Source organism: Accumulibacter sp. (assembly GCF_023806625.1).
In the GTDB taxonomy this organism is placed as follows: Bacteria; Pseudomonadota; Gammaproteobacteria; order Burkholderiales; family Rhodocyclaceae; genus Accumulibacter.
This window is the reverse complement of record NZ_JAMTDX010000008.1, coordinates 201,306-218,245: the sequence shown is the minus strand read 5'-3', so window position 1 is coordinate 218,245 and position 16,940 is coordinate 201,306. Positions and strand designations below refer to the sequence as shown.

The 16,940-nt window shown below is 67.1% G+C and carries 14 protein-coding genes and 1 pseudogene; 3 read left to right on the top strand and 12 right to left on the bottom strand.

The window, feature by feature from the left end:
- Positions 1 to 178 precede the first annotated feature (178 nt).
- The 8 genes and pseudogenes from NFW05_RS02245 to NFW05_RS02210 form a co-directional block, all read right to left on the bottom strand.
- Positions 179 to 592, bottom strand: coding sequence for an N-acetyltransferase (locus tag NFW05_RS02245; RefSeq protein WP_295302396.1), 414 nt, complete (start codon positions 590 to 592; stop codon positions 179 to 181).
- Positions 593 to 873: 281 nt separating this feature from the next.
- Positions 874 to 1,674, bottom strand: a complete 801-nt coding sequence (gene blaOXA / locus NFW05_RS02240) for a class D beta-lactamase (RefSeq protein WP_295302395.1) — start codon at positions 1,672 to 1,674, stop codon at positions 874 to 876.
- A gap of 85 nt (positions 1,675 to 1,759) precedes the next feature.
- Positions 1,760 to 4,981 (bottom strand): type I restriction endonuclease subunit R, encoded by a 3,222-nt coding sequence (locus NFW05_RS02235; protein WP_295302394.1) that lies wholly within the window; start codon positions 4,979 to 4,981, stop codon positions 1,760 to 1,762.
- Positions 4,978 to 6,080, bottom strand: a pseudogene (locus tag NFW05_RS02230) (PDDEXK nuclease domain-containing protein). Before NFW05_RS02230 ends, NFW05_RS02235 begins: the two are co-directional and overlap by 4 nt.
- Before the next feature lie 3 nt (positions 6,081 to 6,083).
- Positions 6,084 to 7,322, bottom strand: coding sequence for a restriction endonuclease subunit S (locus tag NFW05_RS02225; protein WP_295302392.1), 1,239 nt, complete (start codon positions 7,320 to 7,322; stop codon positions 6,084 to 6,086).
- A gap of 3 nt (positions 7,323 to 7,325) precedes the next feature.
- Positions 7,326 to 8,945, bottom strand: a complete 1,620-nt coding sequence (locus NFW05_RS02220; protein WP_295302390.1) for a class I SAM-dependent DNA methyltransferase — start codon at positions 8,943 to 8,945, stop codon at positions 7,326 to 7,328.
- 148 nt (positions 8,946 to 9,093) lie between these two features.
- Positions 9,094 to 9,861 carry a metallophosphoesterase gene (locus NFW05_RS02215; protein WP_295302415.1) on the bottom strand — a complete coding sequence of 256 codons (768 nt, stop codon included), beginning with the start codon at positions 9,859 to 9,861 and terminating at the stop codon, positions 9,094 to 9,096.
- 358 nt (positions 9,862 to 10,219) lie between these two features.
- Entirely contained in the window at positions 10,220 to 10,585 is a 366-nt protein-coding gene (locus tag NFW05_RS02210; RefSeq protein ID WP_295302388.1) for a hypothetical protein, read from the bottom strand.
- A gap of 62 nt (positions 10,586 to 10,647) precedes the next feature.
- Here NFW05_RS02210 and NFW05_RS02205 point away from each other — a divergent pair, with 62 nt between their 5' ends.
- Positions 10,648 to 11,064 carry a hypothetical protein gene (locus NFW05_RS02205; RefSeq protein WP_295302387.1) on the top strand — a complete coding sequence of 139 codons (417 nt, stop codon included), beginning with the start codon at positions 10,648 to 10,650 and terminating at the stop codon, positions 11,062 to 11,064.
- Between the two features lie 440 nt (positions 11,065 to 11,504).
- Here the strand turns inward: NFW05_RS02205 and NFW05_RS02200 are convergent, their stop codons facing one another.
- The 4 genes from NFW05_RS02200 to NFW05_RS02185 are packed head-to-tail and all read right to left on the bottom strand — an operon-like array spanning position 11,505 to position 15,683.
- Positions 11,505 to 12,419 carry a thiamine pyrophosphate-dependent enzyme gene (locus tag NFW05_RS02200; RefSeq protein WP_295302385.1) on the bottom strand — a complete coding sequence of 305 codons (915 nt, stop codon included), beginning with the start codon at positions 12,417 to 12,419 and terminating at the stop codon, positions 11,505 to 11,507.
- A complete protein-coding gene (locus NFW05_RS02195; RefSeq protein WP_295302383.1) occupies positions 12,416 to 13,651 on the bottom strand; it encodes a pyruvate synthase in 1,236 nt (411 codons plus the stop codon). The genes NFW05_RS02200 and NFW05_RS02195 overlap by 4 nt, the downstream gene beginning before the upstream one ends.
- Positions 13,648 to 14,568: a 2-oxoacid:acceptor oxidoreductase family protein gene (locus tag NFW05_RS02190; protein WP_295302381.1), complete on the bottom strand. Its 921-nt coding sequence runs from the start codon at positions 14,566 to 14,568 to the stop codon at positions 13,648 to 13,650. Before NFW05_RS02190 ends, NFW05_RS02195 begins: the two co-directional genes overlap by 4 nt.
- A gap of 11 nt (positions 14,569 to 14,579) precedes the next feature.
- Positions 14,580 to 15,683, bottom strand: coding sequence for a Glu/Leu/Phe/Val dehydrogenase (locus NFW05_RS02185; RefSeq protein WP_295302380.1), 1,104 nt, complete (start codon positions 15,681 to 15,683; stop codon positions 14,580 to 14,582).
- Positions 15,684 to 15,978: 295 nt separating this feature from the next.
- On the opposite strand from NFW05_RS02185, the gene NFW05_RS02180 reads away from it, so the two are divergent.
- Both NFW05_RS02180 and NFW05_RS02175 read left to right on the top strand, forming a co-directional pair.
- Positions 15,979 to 16,464, top strand: coding sequence for a CYTH domain-containing protein (locus NFW05_RS02180; protein ID WP_295302379.1), 486 nt, complete (start codon positions 15,979 to 15,981; stop codon positions 16,462 to 16,464).
- Between the two features lie 168 nt (positions 16,465 to 16,632).
- A complete protein-coding gene (locus tag NFW05_RS02175; protein WP_295302378.1) occupies positions 16,633 to 16,857 on the top strand; it encodes a zinc ribbon domain-containing protein in 225 nt (74 codons plus the stop codon).
- Positions 16,858 to 16,940: the final 83 nt, after the last annotated feature.

The window sequence follows — 16,940 nt, the reverse complement described above, 5'->3', positions numbered from 1 at the left end:
GAGAGATGGATGAGTGGTTTAAGTCGCACGCCTGGAAAGCGTGTTTAGGATAATCTCCTAACGCGGGTTCGAATCCCGCTCTCTCCGCCAGTAAGTTGTTGATTCTGAGAAGATACTTGATTCTTTTCTGCGGCCTTTCGTCGCCCTGGACGAGTTGCCCGCGGAGGGACGATGACCACTATGGCCCGGAGCGGCCAGGCGGCGCCTGCCGGAGCGGGTCGGCTCGAGCGAGGGGCTGGGCCTCGCCGGTGAACGCGGCGTGATGTCTGACTTGACCTTGCGGCCGAGAAGGCAGGAAGGACAAGGCCACGAAGTACCCGGCGGACGGACCCGGGTCGCGAAGCTCTGGTTGGTGCGCGAAACCAAACCGGGAGTAGAAGGCGGGGTCGCCCAGCATGACACAGCCCTTTGCGTCGAGCTCGATCAGCCGCTGCAGGCCAGCGCGCACGAGCTCGGACCCGACGCCTGTGCGCTGCATGGAGGGCTCCACCGAGACTGGCCCCAACGCGTACCAACCCGCCGGCCCGTCGGTGAGGGTGACCGCACAGATCGCGACGTCACCGACGATTCTTCCCTGAGCCTCAGCAACCATCGAGACCGCCAGTGCGCCCGCGTCGCGCGGAGCGCCGACGACGTGTCCTTCCGACCCAACGGAGTGCGGTACACCCGCAAAGCCCCGCTCGGTGAGCGAATGTCTCGCTGCCGAGTCGGCGGGGAGTTCCGGACGCAGGAGCAGGCGCGGCTTTGCTTGCCGGTCCTGACCTTCAGGCTCGGCGGCACCACGCGGCTTTCACGCGCCGCGTCCGCTCGCGCGCCGTGTTGGCCCGGCGGCCGCCGTCTCGGCAACGCCGACCTTCGATAGGCGACCCTTCTTCACCTCGCCGAGCCCCAGTTCGCCGGCAGAATCCCCTTGGACCGAAACGCCTCGAGGGTGATCTGCTTGCCGAGCGGCAAGTCAGCGGCGCTGCGGGTTTCCATGTTCAGGGCGAACAGCCATACATCGTCGGCGACTTCCAGATAACCGACATACCAGCCGACGGCCGGTGCATTGCGAGTCGCCCAGCCAGTCTTGGCGTACAGGCGATAGTCCGGCGTTTCTTCAGCGAGCCTGATCGACTTGAGGGTCGCGTAACTGGTCGCCCGAAATGGCAGGCGGCCCGAGGCCACCTGTTTGAGAAAAGCGACCTGCTGTTCGGCACTGATGGTCAGCGAGCCGTCCAGCCAGAATTGCGTCCCATCGAACGGTTCGCGCAACTCGCCGCAGTGCGAGCGGCGGATATAGGCAGGGTATTTTTTTGCCCCAACCCGCTGCGCCAACTCCTGATAGCACCACACGCAACTGACCTTGAATGCAGTTTCCAGAGTCTGGTCGCGATTCCAGTCGGCGATTTCGTGGACGGTGCCATTCCATCGAATGGTCGAATCCGCTCCGCCGATCACGCCTTCTTCAAGCGCGATCAGGGTGTTCAGCACCTTGAATGTGGACGCCGCGGTGAAGGCCTGATGCGAGCAGGCGTCGTCATGTACGAAACGCTGACCGGTCCTTGCGGATTCAATCAGCAGGGTTCCGGCAACCCCCGCTTTGCTGAACAGATCGGCCATCGCCGTATCCTCTGCGTGGGCGAAGACGGCAAAACAGAAGATGGAAATGGCGGTGAGCAGGTTTTTCGGCATGGTCGGTGCTCGAGCAGCTATGGTTCATCTCTCCGGTTCTGCGGCGGACCGCTCGCTGCAACCGCTTGTCGGCCCCGCTGCGTGTTCACGCCACCTCGGCATAGACCCCTGTGTTCCGCTCCGGGTAGCTTTCGTACACATGTTCGAAAAGCGCTGAGCATTTCTGCGCGAACAACGGCCGGTCATAGGCCGCCGGTAGCGTGTCGAGCGTGTCTTCGATGGCCAGCTTCAACGACGAACGCGCCGCCGACTTCTGACGCCAGTTGAGCACCAGCAACGTCTTGACGCGGGCAAGCAAATCTCTGGCGACCTTCTTCACCTCGTCGCGCTCGGCAGCGCTCAACTCCGGCGCGGGCCGCGTCAGGATGTCGAAGATCACCAGCTCCTCTTCGCTGAGGTTTTCGCGGACGTGGCGTTCCTGCTCGTCATCGAGGCTGTTCGACAGCTGCAGCAGCTCCTCGAAGAGTTGCTCGATGTTGCGGCTACCGTTGTTGTAGCTCTCGATCAGCGCCTCGAACTTCTCCGCGAAGTCCGCCCGCGTGCGGTTCAGGCGCACCAGCTTTTCGAGCTTGGCGGCGATGGCCGCCTTGAGCGCTGCGAGGTCGGTGTTCTTGTGCCTGGATTCCTTGAAGCGTTGCGCCAGCGCCTCGAAGTCGATCTTCGAAAGATCGATGGCCGGAGGCCCGCCCTCGTGCATTTTCAGGCCGGTGATCGACTCGTCGAGCAGCCCCGATAGCTGGTTGAGGATCGTCGCGATGTCCGGCGGGTTGGGTCTGAGCTTGGCGCGGATCGCGCCGGCCAGCGTGGCGATGCCCGCCGCGCGGAGCGAAAACTCGATCGCCGCCGGGTCGGGCTTGACGGCGCGATAGAGCGTGCCGACGAACCTCTCGTGGCCGAAGAAATCGCGCCGCAGAACATCCGGGCCGATCAGCGCATTGACCGCATTCTCGATGGCGGTCAGTCGCTCCAGGCCACCGAGCGGCAGCGCTTCCAGCGCGGCCAGATCGACGCCTTGAGCGGCACAGAACGCCGTGGCCGCGGCGATGGCTTCACGGAGAGCCTCGACGAGCTGCGCCTTGTCCTTGACCGGGTTGGTACCGCCCTTGCCGGCCCCGTAAATCGCCAGCGCCTTCTCCAGCGAGGCGAACACGTTGGCGAAGTCCACGATCACCCCGCTGTGCTTGCCAGGGAACACCCGATTGGCGCGGGCGATGGTCTGCATCAGCGTATGGTTGCGCATCGGCTTGTCGAGATACACCGTCGAGCAGCTTGGCGCGTCGAAGCCGGTCAGCCACATCGCGCAGACGAACACCAGCCGCAGCGGGTCGCCCGTGTCCTTGAACTTCTCGTCGAGCCCCGGCTGCGAGTCGTTCATGCGCCTGCGATGCGCTTCGATGTCGAGGCCGAGCCTTTTCATCTGCTCGACCTCGTTCTGCCCCGGCGAAACGATCACTGCCATGTCGGTGCTGGTCAGCACCTCCAGCCGCTGCTTCAGTTCGGCCATGCGCATGTCGCGTCGCGCCTGTTCGGGTGTCATCTCTCCACCACCGGCCTGATAGGCCAACTCGCCGATCTCCCTGTGCACGCGCTCACGCTCCGCGGCCCAGTGCTTCCTGACCTTGTCGTGCATCCTCAGCGCCGTGGCCTTGTCGATCGACACGACCATCGCCTTGCCCACGAACCCGCGCCCCAGGAAATGGCGCACGATGTCCTGCGCCACCGTCTCCAGCCGGTCGTCGCGGGTGATGAGGTGGTATTGCCGGCCCAGCACCTTGTCCAGCTTCTCTTCCTGCTCGGCGTCCAGTCCCGCGCCCTCGATCAGGTCGTAGATGTCGTCGTTGAGGTCCGGGTTGACCAGTTGCAGCTCGGGCGTGCGGTTCTCGTAGAACAGCGGCACCGTCGCGCCGTCTTCGATCGACTGCTGGAAGTCGTAGATCGAGACATAGTCGCCGAAAACCTCGCGCGTGCGCTCCTCGCCCGCGATCAACGGCGTGCCGGTGAAGGCCAGGAACAGCGCCTTGGGCAGCGCGGCGCGCATGTTGAGTGCCAGCGTGTCGTACTGGCTGCGGTGCGCCTCGTCGGTCAGCACGATCACGTCGGAGCGGTCGGTCAGTTGCTCCGGCGTCTGGAACTTGTGCACCAGCGTGAAGACATAGCGGTGGTTGCCGCGCAAGAGTTCGCGCAGGTGCGCACCGCTGGCGGCGTGGCACTGGTCGCCCTCGGCCTCGCTCACCGCGCCCACGGTCTTGAAGGTCTTGGCGATCTGCTCGTCCAGTTCCACCCGGTCGGTGACCACCACGAAGGTCCAGTTGCCGGCGAGCTTGCGCAGCACCTTTTGCGCGAAGAACACCATCGAGAAGCTCTTGCCGCTGCCCTGCGTCTGCCAGAACACGCCGCCGCGCCCGTGGCCGAGCTTGCGGGCCTCCAGTATGGAGCGAATTGCGTTGTTCACGCCGAGGAACTGGTGGTTCTGGCCGAGCACCTTCACCAGCCCCGCCTTGTGCTCGGAGAACAGGGTGAAGTTCTCCACGAGGTCGAGCAGGCGGGCGTGGTCGCAGGTGCCGCGCAGCATCACCTCCAGCGACACGCGACGAGGCTCGTCCTCGCGCTCGATGCGCTTCCACTCGAAGAAGCGCTCCCAGTCGGCGGTGAGCGACCCGACGCGGCTGTCGGTGCCGTTGCTGGCGATCAGCAGCGCGTTGAACCAGAAGAGCTGCGGGATCTCCTGCTTGTAGTGCGTCAGGTTCTCGTCGAACGCCGCCCGCGCCGGCACGCCGGGCTTCTTGAGCTCGATCACCACCCAGGGCAGGCCATTGACGAAGCCCACCAGATCGGGGCGGCAGGTGTAAAGGCTGCCCACCACGCTGAACTGACTGACAAGCTGGAAGTCGTTGCGCTCCGGCTGCGCCCAATCCACCACCTGCAGCCGCACCACAGACTCCCCTCTCCCTCCGGGAGAGGGGCTGGGGGTGAGGGTCTCGCGGTCGGGGATGGAGACCGGGATGCCGTCCTTGAGCAGCCGATAGACCTCGCGGTTGGCCGCCGGGAGGCTCATTGCCGAACGGTCGCGGGCGAGTTCGTCGATCGCGGTGTGGATCGCCTCGGGCGGCAGGCCGGCGTTGAGCCTGGTGAGCGCCGCGCGCAGCCGGTCCACCAGCACCACCTCGCCCCTGGTCTCGCGGCCGAGCGTGCCGCCGGGGCCGAAGGTCTCTTCCAGCGCCGACACCGTCTGCCAGCCGAGCGCCGCGAACAGCGCGATGGCCGGCTGCTCGACAAGCTGGTCTTCGCTGTAGGCGTGGGTGGTCACGGCTCGGTGTCGCCCGCCTCGTCGGCCAGCGCCCGCTCGATGGACTCGATGCTGGGCAGGCTGCTCTGCAGCTCGGCGGGAAGCTGTCGGGTGAGTTCGAAGCTGGCGATGCCGATGGGCTTGTCCACGCCACGCAGCGCGTATTCAGCCAGAACCTGATTGGGTCGCTGACACAGGATCAATCCGATGGTGGGCTTGTCGCTCTCGTGACGCAACCGGTCGTCGACGACATTGCAGTAGAAGTTGATTTTGCCCGCGTACTCGGGCTTGAAGTCGCCCCGCTTGAGGTCGATCACCACGAAGCACCGCAGCTTGAGGTGGTAGAAAAGCAGATCGATATGGAAGTCCTGGTCGCCCAGATCCAGACGGAACTGACGACCGACGAAGGCAAAGCCCTGCCCGAGCTCCAGCAGGAACTTCTCGAGATGGCGGATGAGCCCGGTCTCGAGTTCGCGCTCATGGAAGCCCGCTTCCAGCGTCAGGAAGTCGAAGATGTAGGGGTCCTTGAGCGTCTGCTGGACGAGATCCGACTCCGAGGGGGGCAGTCGCGCGGCAAAATTGCTGACGGCCTTGCCCTGTCGGCGGTGGGCCGCGGTCTCGATCTGCATGAGCAGGATGTTCCGGCTCCAGCCGTTCCGAACTGTCGCCTCCATGTACCAGCGGCGCGCGGCGGCATCCTTCACCTTGGCCATCAGCTCGGCATGATGTCCCAAGGCACGGCCATGAGCAGGTCCGGCGGGAAAAGTGCCACGGCCTGTGGCCCATCCTCGCGAGAGGCGCCTTGTGCCACAGGCTGTGGCACAAAGTTCAGGTGCGGGTACTCGCGGTAGAACGCCAGCATCCGCTTGATGTTCCGCTCGGAGAAACCCTTCTCCTCGGGCAGCTCGTTGTGCAGGTCCCGAGCGAGACGGGGAATCACCGCCGCTCCCCACCCTTGCCTGGTCTGCTGTTCGTCGATCAGTGCGCCGATTTCCCAGTACAGGCGGATGAGTTCCGCATTGACCGCCAGGACCGCACGGGTCTGCGCATGCCGGACACGGTGTCGAATCTCCTTCAGGAGACCGGCGTAATCGGCGGGCAGAGGCGCGACGTCGGGCATGGCTCAGGCGGCCTCGAGTTCGTCGAGCTCGATCTGGCCGGTGAGCAGGCGCGGCAGCAGCAGGTCGCGGGTGCGGCGGAGGGTTTGGATTTGCGTCGCGAGAATACCGATTTCATCCAAGATCGGGCCTGCGATGTCTTCAAAAGCCTGCGCCAGCGCTTTCGACGGAATGGGCGAAGGCATACTTTGAAAGACCCCCCAATTGATCACGGGCATCTTTGTGCCCGTGCTTTGCGTTTCCGCCCAGCGAATCGTGTCGATATCACTTGCGACGATTGCGACAAGTGAGCGGAAGGATGGAGACCTCGGGCGAAGAACCAAAACCGATGTGTTCGTCACGCCGGGGTAGTGAGCGGCAACGACTTTGTGCAAGTAGCAGCGAATCGCTCCAAACAGCGTGTCGCCCCTCTGAAACAGGATCCGCGAGGTCGTTAGCTCAGCCGGCGTGCCAGTGTCGCCCGGAGCGAGCGAGCGTGAGGGCATACGGGCCATATCCAGCAACGGAAGCCCCGCATGGTCCACGTCTTTGTAAGGGTCCTTTCGTAGTTCGCACAAATCGCCCAGCTTCTTCGCCTCCCACCCCTGCGGGATGTCGCCGATAGGCGACGAGACGCGGGAGATGGATTCGTGGCCAGGGAAACGGAAGTGGACGAACCACTCGCGATAGATGGCGCGGGCCATCGACTCCAGAACCTTGATGCGCCGCTGGCTGTTCTCGATCAACTCGTCGTAGGCCGACAGGATGCCCGCGATCCGCCGCTGGATCGGGAGGGGGGGATGCGGAACTTCGAGCGCGCTGAGAATGTCTTGGTTGAGGTTGTTGATGTTTGTGCCGCCACCTTGGGCCGTCAGCGCTTGGCGAATCAGCCGAGTGCGGAAGCAGTAGGCGTAGAACTTCGGATGAACCTCGCGAGCGGTGAACCGAAGGCGGATCGTGAAAGCCGAATGAGTGATTTCCTCCGGAGGCTGCTCAATGAACAGACTTCGGCCTATCAACTCCCGATTGCCATTCGACCGAACAAAAACGATGTCACCGTCACGGAGTATGTTTCGCTCAGTGACGATGCCTTCTGGGTTTATCTGGTCAAGCTCGGCATACCTAGGCTTCGTGTAGTCCTGGAAGTCCGCGACGCCGACAACTTTCACGCCCTCGCCAAAGCTGGTCTTGTTGTAGTTCACCCCGTTGCGGAACTCAGCCAAATCGCCGAGGCGCTTCGTTGGCCAATCAAGCTGCGCTGCCATCCCTCACCCCTCCAGAATCCCCGCCACATTGACGGCGATGGTCTGCTCCAGCGTCCGCGCCTGGGCATTGAGGGTTTCCAATTCTTCGTTTAGCGTTTCGAGCTGCGCCTTGAAGTCCTCGTCGCTCACCTCCTCGCCCGGGGCCACGCCCACATAGCGGCCGGGGTTGAGCGACCAGCCCTGCGTCTCGATCTCCGCAATCGTCGCCGCCTTGCACAGGCCGGGGATGTCGGCGTAGGCGGGCTGCTTGCCGAACACCTCCGCGAGCCTGGCCGCCGTCTCCTCGCCGCCCACGGTCAGGTCGGGCGCCTCGCCGCGATAGAGCCGCACCAGGTTGGCGATGAAGCCGATCTGCGCGGGCGTCCAGTCGCGGTGGGCGCGGTCCACCTGCCGGTAGATGTGGCGGGCGTCGATGAACAGCACCGTGTCGGCGCGGTTGGTCTTGCCCTTGCCCCGGTCGAGGAACCACAGCGTGCAGGGCAGCGTCACCGTGTAGAACATGTTGGGGCCGACGGCCACCATCACATCCACCGCCCGCGCCTCGATCAGCTTCTGCCGCAGCTCCTGCTCGGATGAGCGGGCGTCGGAGGCCGAGTTGGCCATGACGAAGCCGGCTCGGCCACGGGCCGAGAGCGCCGAGTAGAAGAGCTGGATCCAGAGGTAGTTGGCGTTGTCGGTGCGCGGCAGGCCGAAGGGGAAGCGGCGGCCCGCGCCGACCATGTCCTTGAGCCGCTCCTTGTCCACCGCGTTCACGTTGAAGGGCGGATTGGCGAGCACGAAGTCGAACTGGCCCGTGGCCGCGTGCGGGTCGTCGTAGTAGCTGTTGACGTTGCCGCCGTGGCGGATGTCGCCTTCCAGCCCGTGCACCGCGAGGTTGAGGCGGGCGAGGCGCCCGGTCTCGTCGGTCTTCTCCACGCCGCAGATGGCGAGTTCAGCCGCCGGGTTCTTGTGGTGCTCGGCCACGAAGCCGGCCGACTGCACGAACATGCCGCCCGAGCCGCAGGCCGGGTCGAGGATGCGGCCGTGGAAGGGCTCGATCACCTGGGCGAGCAACTGCACGATGCTGGCGGGGGTGTAGAACTCGCCGCCGCCCTGGCCCTCGCTCATGGCGAACTCGCCGAGGAAGTATTCGTAGATGCGGCCGAAGGCGTCGAAGTCGAGCGTGGCCGGGATCTCGGAGATCTTCTTCAAGAGCTCCTTGAGCAGGGTGCCGGTGAAGAGGTTGAAGGTCTTGGGCAGCACGCCGGCGAGCTGCGGGTTGTGCTTCTCGACCTCGCGCATGGCGGCGTTGACCTTGCCGCCGATGTCGGCCGCCTCGGGCAGCGTCAGCAGGTAGTCGAAGCGCGCCTCGGGGGCGAGGTAGAGCACGTTGTCGGCGTGGTAGGCGGCGGGTTCATCCACGCGGCTGCCCCGGCGGGACGAAGCGCCGGCCTTCTCCAGCTTCGCCCGCTGGGCGGCAAAGCGCACCTCGGCGAAACGCAGAAAGATCAGGCCGAGGATGGGGCCGGAGTATTCCTGAGCCTTGAGGCCGGAGTTGGCGCGGAACTGGTCGGCGGCGTCCCAGAGGCGCTTCTCGAGCGAGGTGGAGGCGGCGTCCTTTTCGGTAGGAGCTGTCCAGTGCAATTATTCGGCCCCCTTTTTTGTCGGGCTAACGACCAAGCTCAGGGGCGCGGAGCCGGCTCGCCGGCGGAGCGTCCCTCTGGAGCGAAATGTTGGGCGAACCTTTGCCACCTAGCTTTCTTCGCATGGCCCAAGCTGACGCATGCCAGGCCTATGAGATTTCCACGGTCAGCAGCGGATCGAATGCCTGATTTTCGGTCACTCCAGCCTTCGCGTAGCCCCTGGGGTTGCACAGCACTCGCGTGCCATTGATCTCATAGTCAGAGCTGTCGTGCAAGTGGCCATGCACCCACAGGCAGGTGCGTTCGCGGCCGAGCAGGTATTCAGCGTCAGAGACGAAGTTGACGTTGAGTGCAGAGCCAACAAATCGCGGGGGGACGCTGCGCAACGATGGAGCGTGGTGGGTGACGACCACCGTGGAGCCATCAAAGGGCTGGCGTAGTACGGTGTCCAGCCAGCGGGCATTGTCCGCAAAGAGTGCGGCGCAGTCGTGTGGGGTGAACATCCGTCCGTTGACTGGCTCGTCGCAGTAGATACGGCTGAAGTCACGGTTGAACGCCAGCGACTGCGCTATGGCCAAGGTCTGTTTGGCGCCAGTGCCTGCGCAGAGGAAGTCTGTCCACAGCGTACTACCCACAAAACGAACGCCATGCCACTTCAGTACCTGGTTGTCCAGTACGTAGATGTTTGTGCCAGTTGCCAAGTGCCGCAACTCTTGTACCGCGGCCTGGAGGCTGGAGCCGTAAAACTCATGGTTGCCAGGCACGTATACCACAGGTTTGTCCAACGCCACAGCCCAAGCGATGGCCTTCTGCGGACGAGCAATGTCGCCTGCGAGAATGACCAGATCTGCGCCGGTGCGCGGCGGTGGCATGTCGTGCACACCCAGGTGCAGGTCCGAAAGGATATGGAGCTTCAGTGTTACCTCTCTTTAACGCAGCAGTCGCTTTGAAGGGTGCTTATGTAATCCAGCCTGGTGCGCCCGACGTGAAGTCGACACCCTGATCGACGCAGAATTTTGCGTCCTTATATTGTATGACCGTGCAGCCAGGCCGGAGAGTTGTCTTGAATCAGCGAGGTGCGACGTGGAGGAGTGGACCAAAAGCGCCGACAAACGCGTCACCCCGGTGGGGCGCCCAGTCGCATCGAGCGGCGCGGGCTTGGTCCAGGCAAAGGCTCGGGGAGGAGCGCTGTACGATGCGGACGGCAGGCGATCGCTGCAGCCGCGCCTCTCCTCGGTGCCGTCATGCTCGCCGCCCGGCGTGGCATGGGGCACGCTACGCGGAAGTCTTGCCGCCGCGCGCGGGCGTCTTGCGCTCGGATTTCTTCTTCAGGCCCAGCGAGGCGAGCTGATCGGAGTCGGCGCCGAACTGGGCGGTCACCTGGTCCTTGACGCCGAGGATGAGGTTGTGGTGTTCCCATTGGGCGGCAACCGCCGTGTCGCGCGCGGCGTCCAGCGCGTTCTGGGCGCGCAGTTCGGCTTCCTGAGCTGCGCGCATCGCTTCGTACTTGGCGGTCAGCGTGGCCAGGTTGTAAGCCGGGTTGGCTGGACTGTAGCCGACCATGGCTTTCACGGCCAGGAAAGCGTTCTCGTCGGCCTGCAGGATCTCCGGTGATAGCCGGACCTTCTCGTTCTTGGCCATTTTTCCCCCCAGAAATATCAGGTTGCCGAAAGCCGGCTGGCCCTCGTGGGAAAAATCTTAGGGTGCGGCTGACGGGCGTGTCAATAGACATTTTCACGGCGCGAACAAGCATCCTGACGCGTCGGGAAAGCATCCTGATGTCTCAGGAAGGCATCGCGATGCCTGAGGGAAGCATCCTGACGGCTCAGGAAGGCATCCTGACGCCCCAGGAAAGCATCCTGATGCCTCAGGAAGGCATCCTGACGCCTGAAGAAGGCATCCTGATGGCTCAGGAAAGCATCCTGACGCCTGAGGAAGGTATCCTGATGGCTCAGGGAAGCATCGCGATGCCTCAGGGAAGCAGCCCGACTCCCCAGGCGAGCATCGCGGCCGGTTCGCTGAGCATCGCGGCCGCTCCATTGAGCACCGCGAGGCTTCGGGCAGGCGTTTGGCGACGTCGCCGCGCGAGCTTCCTCGCGGGCGCTTGCGCGCGGCGCTAAGCCGCTCCCCGCCGAACGCGCGAGGCGCTGCGCAGGCGCCCGGCGGCTCGTCGCTGGGCCGTTCTTCGGTTGGCGGCAGGCCGGCAGGCGCGGTGATCGTCGCTTGCGCCCGGCGACCAGCGGCCGGTCGGGGTGCGCGACGCGGTCGGGCAGCGGAAACCACAGATCTTGTGGACAAGTCTGGGGAGAAGCCTGTGCGTAGCGGCGCTTTCGTAGGCCAGCGGTGCGTTTCGTCGGTACCGCTTACGGAATGGGCAAGCCCTTGCTCGGTGTGCGTCGAGGGGCGCGTCGCCGGGGCCTGCGCAGCGCCGTGCTGGGCGGCGAGTCGGCCGTCTCCGGCTGGGTCGGCCGGCGTCCTGAGCGAGTCGCCGGCCGGCCCCGGGCGCACCACTCGGCGTCGCCGGGCGGTCCGGCCGGTGCGCGCCGGTTTGCGCGCGGCCTCAGCCGACGTTCTGCCAGTAGCGGTCGACGCGCTGCTGGATCTCGCCGATCAGCGCGTCGTTGCGCAGCGGCTCGAAGAGATGGCGGAAGCGCCCCTGGGTGCTCAGGTAGGCCTCGACGGGCAGGCGCGGGTGCGGCACGTGGGTGTGGACGACGGCGCCGTCGACGTATTCCTTGAGCGGCCAGATTCCGGTGCGCACGGCGAGTCGGCCGATGTCGACGCCGTGCATCGGATCGTAGTCCCAGCCGGTCGGGCAGGGGGCGAGCGCGAGGATCAGGCGCGGGCCGGCGAGGCTTGCCGCGCGCTGGACCTTGCGCGCGAGGTCCAGCGGCTCGGCGCCGATGACCGTCGCCGCGTAGCGCGGCCGGTGCGCGACCCAGACGTCGAAGAGGTCCTTCTTCTCGCCCGCATGACCGGCAGGCCCGGGGCTCGTCGGCGTGCGCGCGCCGTGCGGCGTCGCGGCCGAGGTCTGCTGCCCGGTGTTGCCGTAGCCCTCGTTGTCGTAGCAGAGGTAGATGAAGTCGAGTCCGCGCTCGATCGCCGCCGAGGTTGCCGACAGACCCATGCCGTAGGCCGATCCGTCGCCGCTGAGTACGACGGCGGTCAGATCGTCGTCCGCGCCGATCCGGCCGCGGCTGCGGAGCAGGTCGAGGGCGTCGCGCACGCCCTGCGCGCCGGCCGGCGCCGAGGCCATCGAGGTGTACAGCCACGAGCCGTGGAACGGGGTGAAGGGGTAGCTGGCGAGCAGCGTCATGCAGCCGGCGGCGTTGATCACCACGGTTCGCGTGCCGAGGACGTCGAGCACTTCGTGGAGCGCTTCGAGGCCGCCGCAGCCGGCGCACATCGCCGTTCCGGCGGCCAGCGCATGGACTCCGGGCAACTCGCGGAGGCTGCGGTAGCGCGCCTCGCTCACCGCGGGCTCCCGGGCGCCAGGCCGGCGACGGCCTGCAGCTTGCGCAGTTCGCGCAGTTCGCCTGCGGTGTACAGCAGGCGGGCTTCGGGGACCTCGCCCGAGCGCGCGGCGGCGAACGCTTCGCGGGCCATCGCGGCAAATTCGCCGTCGCTGACCTCGCGGCCGCCGAGTCCGCCGACGAAGCTGAGCAGCAGCGGCATGTCCGCGTGCCCGTGCAGCGCGCCGCCGAGTTCGCCGTGCAGGATGCCGCCGCTGCCCATCGACAGGTTCTGGTCGACCACCGCGACGGCGCGCTTGCCGGCGAGCAGCGCGCGCAGCGCGGCAGCGGGGTAGGGGCGGAGCAGGCGCGGGCGGACGACGCCGACGCGCAGGCCGCTCGCGCGCAACCGGTCGGCGGCGAGTCGCGCCCTCGCCGAGAGCGAGCCGATCAGGAAGTAGACGATCTCGGCGTCGTCGCAGCGGTAGGCCTCGACCGCCGGGTGCTGCCGGGCGAAGCGTGCGGCGAAGTCGGCGGCGATCTCGTCGTAGGCGGCGAGCGCGGCGTTCTGGGCGAGGTGCACCTGATAGCGGAAGTACGAATAGGGCGATCCGCCGAGCACCGCGACCGCCTGGCTGACCGGGCGGCTGGCGCGAAAGCCGGCCTGCTGCGCGTCGAACGGCGGTAGAAAGGCGTCGACCGCGGCGGCGTCGGGGAGGTCGACGGGCTCGCGGGTGAACGAGAGGTGGAAGCCGTCCTGGTTGACGATCACCGGCAGGCGCACGCGCGGGTCTTCGCCGAGGCGGTAGGCGAGCAGCACGCTGTCGAGGACTTCCTGGCAGCTCGCGCAGTGGATCTGCAGGAAGCCGCTGTCGCGCGCGGCGAGGACGTCGCTATGGTCGGGCTCGAGGGTGATCGGCGTGGCCAGCGCGCGCGAGACGTTGACCAGCACGAACGGCGCGCGCCAGCCGGGAACGGCGAAGACCATCTCCATCGCGTAGAGCAGGCCCTGGCTCGAGGTCGCGGTGAACACGCGCACGCCGGTGGCCGCCGCGGCGGCCGCCGCGGTGACCATCGAGTGCTCCGATTCGCAGGTGGTCATCCGGCCCTCGGCGTCGCCGCTGGCGAACCACGCGGCGAGCGTCTCGATGATTCCCGTCTGCGGGGTGATCGGAAAGGCCGGGACGTAGTCGACGCGCGCGAGCCGCGCGCCCCATGCCGCGGCGGCGTTGCCGTTGAGCAGGACGCGGCTCATCGCGGGTTGCCGGCCGTCGCCGGCTGGCGCTCGGGAAGCGCCCGGATGGCGTGCGGCGGGCAGGCGAGGACGCAGACCAGACAGCCCTTGCAGTGCTCGTAGTCGATCTGCGGGACCTCGCCGGCTTTGGCGTGGATCGCGCTGTCCGGACAGAGCGTGGTGCACACCCACGAACAGCGCGAGCACAGCGCCGCGTCGATGACCGGTCGTGAAGTCCGCCAGAGGCCGGTCTGGACGAGCTCGCTGGTCGCTTCGCGAAAGACGTCGGGGGCGGCGAGGCTCGCGTCGTCGAGCGCAAGGCGCACCCAGTCGGGCGGCGCGTCGCCGGCTCCGGGGTCGTCGACGCCTTCGCCGACCATTCCGGCACTGTCGGCGAGCGCGTCGAAGCCGGCGAGACCGAGCGCGCGGCCGGCCTCGGCGGCGCCGCTGCCGTGGCCGGCGATCTCGGCGAGCAGCGCCTGCTCGAGCGTCGTGCGCGAGATCACCCCGAGCAGGCGGGCTGCGCCGCCGGCGCAGAGCGCGCCGATCGCCACCCCGGTGGTCTCTTCGAGCTCGCGCGCCGCGCCGGGCCAGGTGACCACGCGGCCCGGGCAGGCGAGTCGCGTGCGCAACTCGTCGGCCGGCTCGCTGCCGTTGAGGAACAGCACGCTCTGCGCGGAGAGGCCCTGCAGCACGCCGCCGGCGAGCAGCGTCGGGTCGGCGACGACGACGAGATCCGGCTGAGCGATCGCGCCGCGTTCGACGATCACCGACCGCCCGGCGCGAACGTGGGCCGACATCGGCGCGCCGCGCCGTTCGGCGCCGTAGCGCGGCGCATCCTGGACCTCGCGGCCGGAGGCGAAGAGGGCGCTGCCGAGGACGCTCGCCGCGGTGCGGATTCCCTGGCCGCCGCGCCCGTGAAAACGGATCCGGTACATGCCCGGGGCGATCAGAAGATCGTGAAGCGGCGCAGACTCATCGCTTTCTGCACGCGCTGGGTGGCCATGTCGAGCGCTGCCCGGCGCGGCAGGATCCCGGCAACCCTGGCGCGTTCGAGCGTCTCGGCGGTGTTCTGCGTCACCCGCTCGGCGATCGTCGCGAACGCCGCCGCCTGCGTCGAACCGCGATACTCGAGCGCCGCGCAGATCACCCCGCCGGCGTTGGCGATGAAGTCGGGAACGACGCACACGCCGCGTTCGTGCAGCCGGCGCTCGGCCTCGGCGCTGAACGGGATGTTCGCGCCCTCGAGCACGAGCCGTGTGCGCAGGCGATCGACGTTGTCCTCGCGGATCACGTCGGGGCGGGCGGCGGGAACCCAGATGTCGCACTCGACGTCGATCACCGCGTCGACCGATCGCCGCTCGCCGCGCGCGTGTTCGCAAACCCCGAGGCCGGCGCGCTTGTCGCGGATCAGCGCCTCGACGTCGATTCCGCCGTCGTCGACGAGCGTGCCGCGGCTGTCGGCGGCGGCGACCAGCACTGCCCCCCGGGCGGTCAGGAAGCGCGCGGCGTGCCGGCCGACGGCGCCGAATCCCTGGATCGCCAGGCGCGCTCCGGCGAGGTCCAGGCCGCAGTACGGCAGAGCGGCGAGCGCCGCGTGACAGAGCCCCCAGCCGGTCGCGCCGATCTCGTCGAGCGGAATCCCGCCGAGTTCGGCGGGCAGGCCGACGGCGCGGCCGATCTCGTCGCGGACCCAGGCCATGCACGCTTCGTCGGTGCCCATGTCCGGACCGAAGAGATAGTCGCGCTCGTTGCGCAGCGCGTGGGCGAAGGCCCGGATCAGCGCCTGCTTGCGCTCGCGCGGCATTCGCGGGTCACCGAAGAGCACCGATTTGCCGCCGCCGTGGGCCAGGCCGGCGGCCGCATTCTTGAGGGTCATCGCGCGCGCCAGGCGGAAACACTCTTCGACGCCGACGTCGGGGGCCATGCGCAATCCGCCAATCGCCGGCCCGCAGGCGACGTTGTCGATGACCAGAATGCCCTTGAGGCCGAGCGACGGTTCGTGGACGTGGATGGTCCTGGCCGGACCGAACTGATCGGCGAAACGAAACATGGCTGACACCTGTCCTGCGTCCTGACCTCGAGGGCGTCCCGGCGGGGTTTGCGGCGACGGCCTGTTGCCGCGAGCAGTTTCCAGGCCAAGCGCCTCGAAGCTCATTATAGACGCTGCCAGGCCGCCGCCTCCGGCCGCCGCTGCGGCGATTGCTCGCCGTTGACCTCGCTCGCGTCAAGCGCGTAGTCTTCGTCCGCTGCCCGGCGATGCGTGACCGGGGTGGGCGGTAACGAACGAGCCTGGCCGCGCAAGGCGAGTGACCTCGTCCGGTCGGCAGCCGAAGGGAGGAGAGCGAATGGGCAAGGAAATCGAGCGCAAGTTTCTCGTCAGGGGTGACGCCTGGCGCCAGCTGGGCACCGGCCAGGCGTATCGCCAGGGTTATCTGAACAGCGACGCCGAGCGCACCGTGCGGCTGCGCACGGTCGGCGACAAGGCGTTCCTGACGATCAAGGGCCGGTCGGTCGGGGCGACGCGCGCCGAGTACGAGTATGCGATCCCGCTCGACGAGTGCAACGCGATGCTCGACGCGCTCGCCGAAAAGCCGCTGATCGAGAAGACCCGTTACCGGATTCCGGCCGGTCCGCTGACCTGGGAGGTCGACGAGTTCTTCGGCGACAACGCCGGGCTGATCGTCGCCGAGATCGAGCTGCAGAGCGAGGACCAGGTCTTCGACAAGCCCGACTGGGTCGGCGAGGAGGTGACCAGCGATGCGCGCTATTTCAACGCCAACCTGATCCGCAATCCTTTCCGCAGCTGGCCCGAAGCGTCCACCGGCCGGTAGCGGGAGTTCGCTGCCGGGCCGGCGAGCGGGTGGACGGGCGACCATCGGCGTCGGTAGACTACGGCCCGGGACGTCCGGCGGATTCGCCGCAGGGCGCCCCGGGGCGCGCGTCCGCCGACCGCGGACGGGTCGCGCCTGTGTCCCTCCATCATCCGGAGTATCGAGATCATGCCCATTTACGAATACGCGTGCGTGGCCTGTGGTCAGGAGTTCGAAACGCTCGTCCGTTCTTCGTCGCCCGAGCCGGAGTGTCCGGCGTGCCACGGCACCGACCTGCGCAAGAAGCTCTCGTCTTTCTCGGCGTTGAGCGCCCAGCCGGCCGCCAGCGCGCTACCGGGCCCCTGCGGCAGCTGCGGCCACCCGGATGGACCGGGAGCCTGCCGCTTCAACTGATCGCCCGTTCGTCGGGCTCGGCTGCCGCCGTGGCCAGCGACGCTCGTCCGGGCCGCTGGCCCGTGGCGTGGATCGCGGAATTG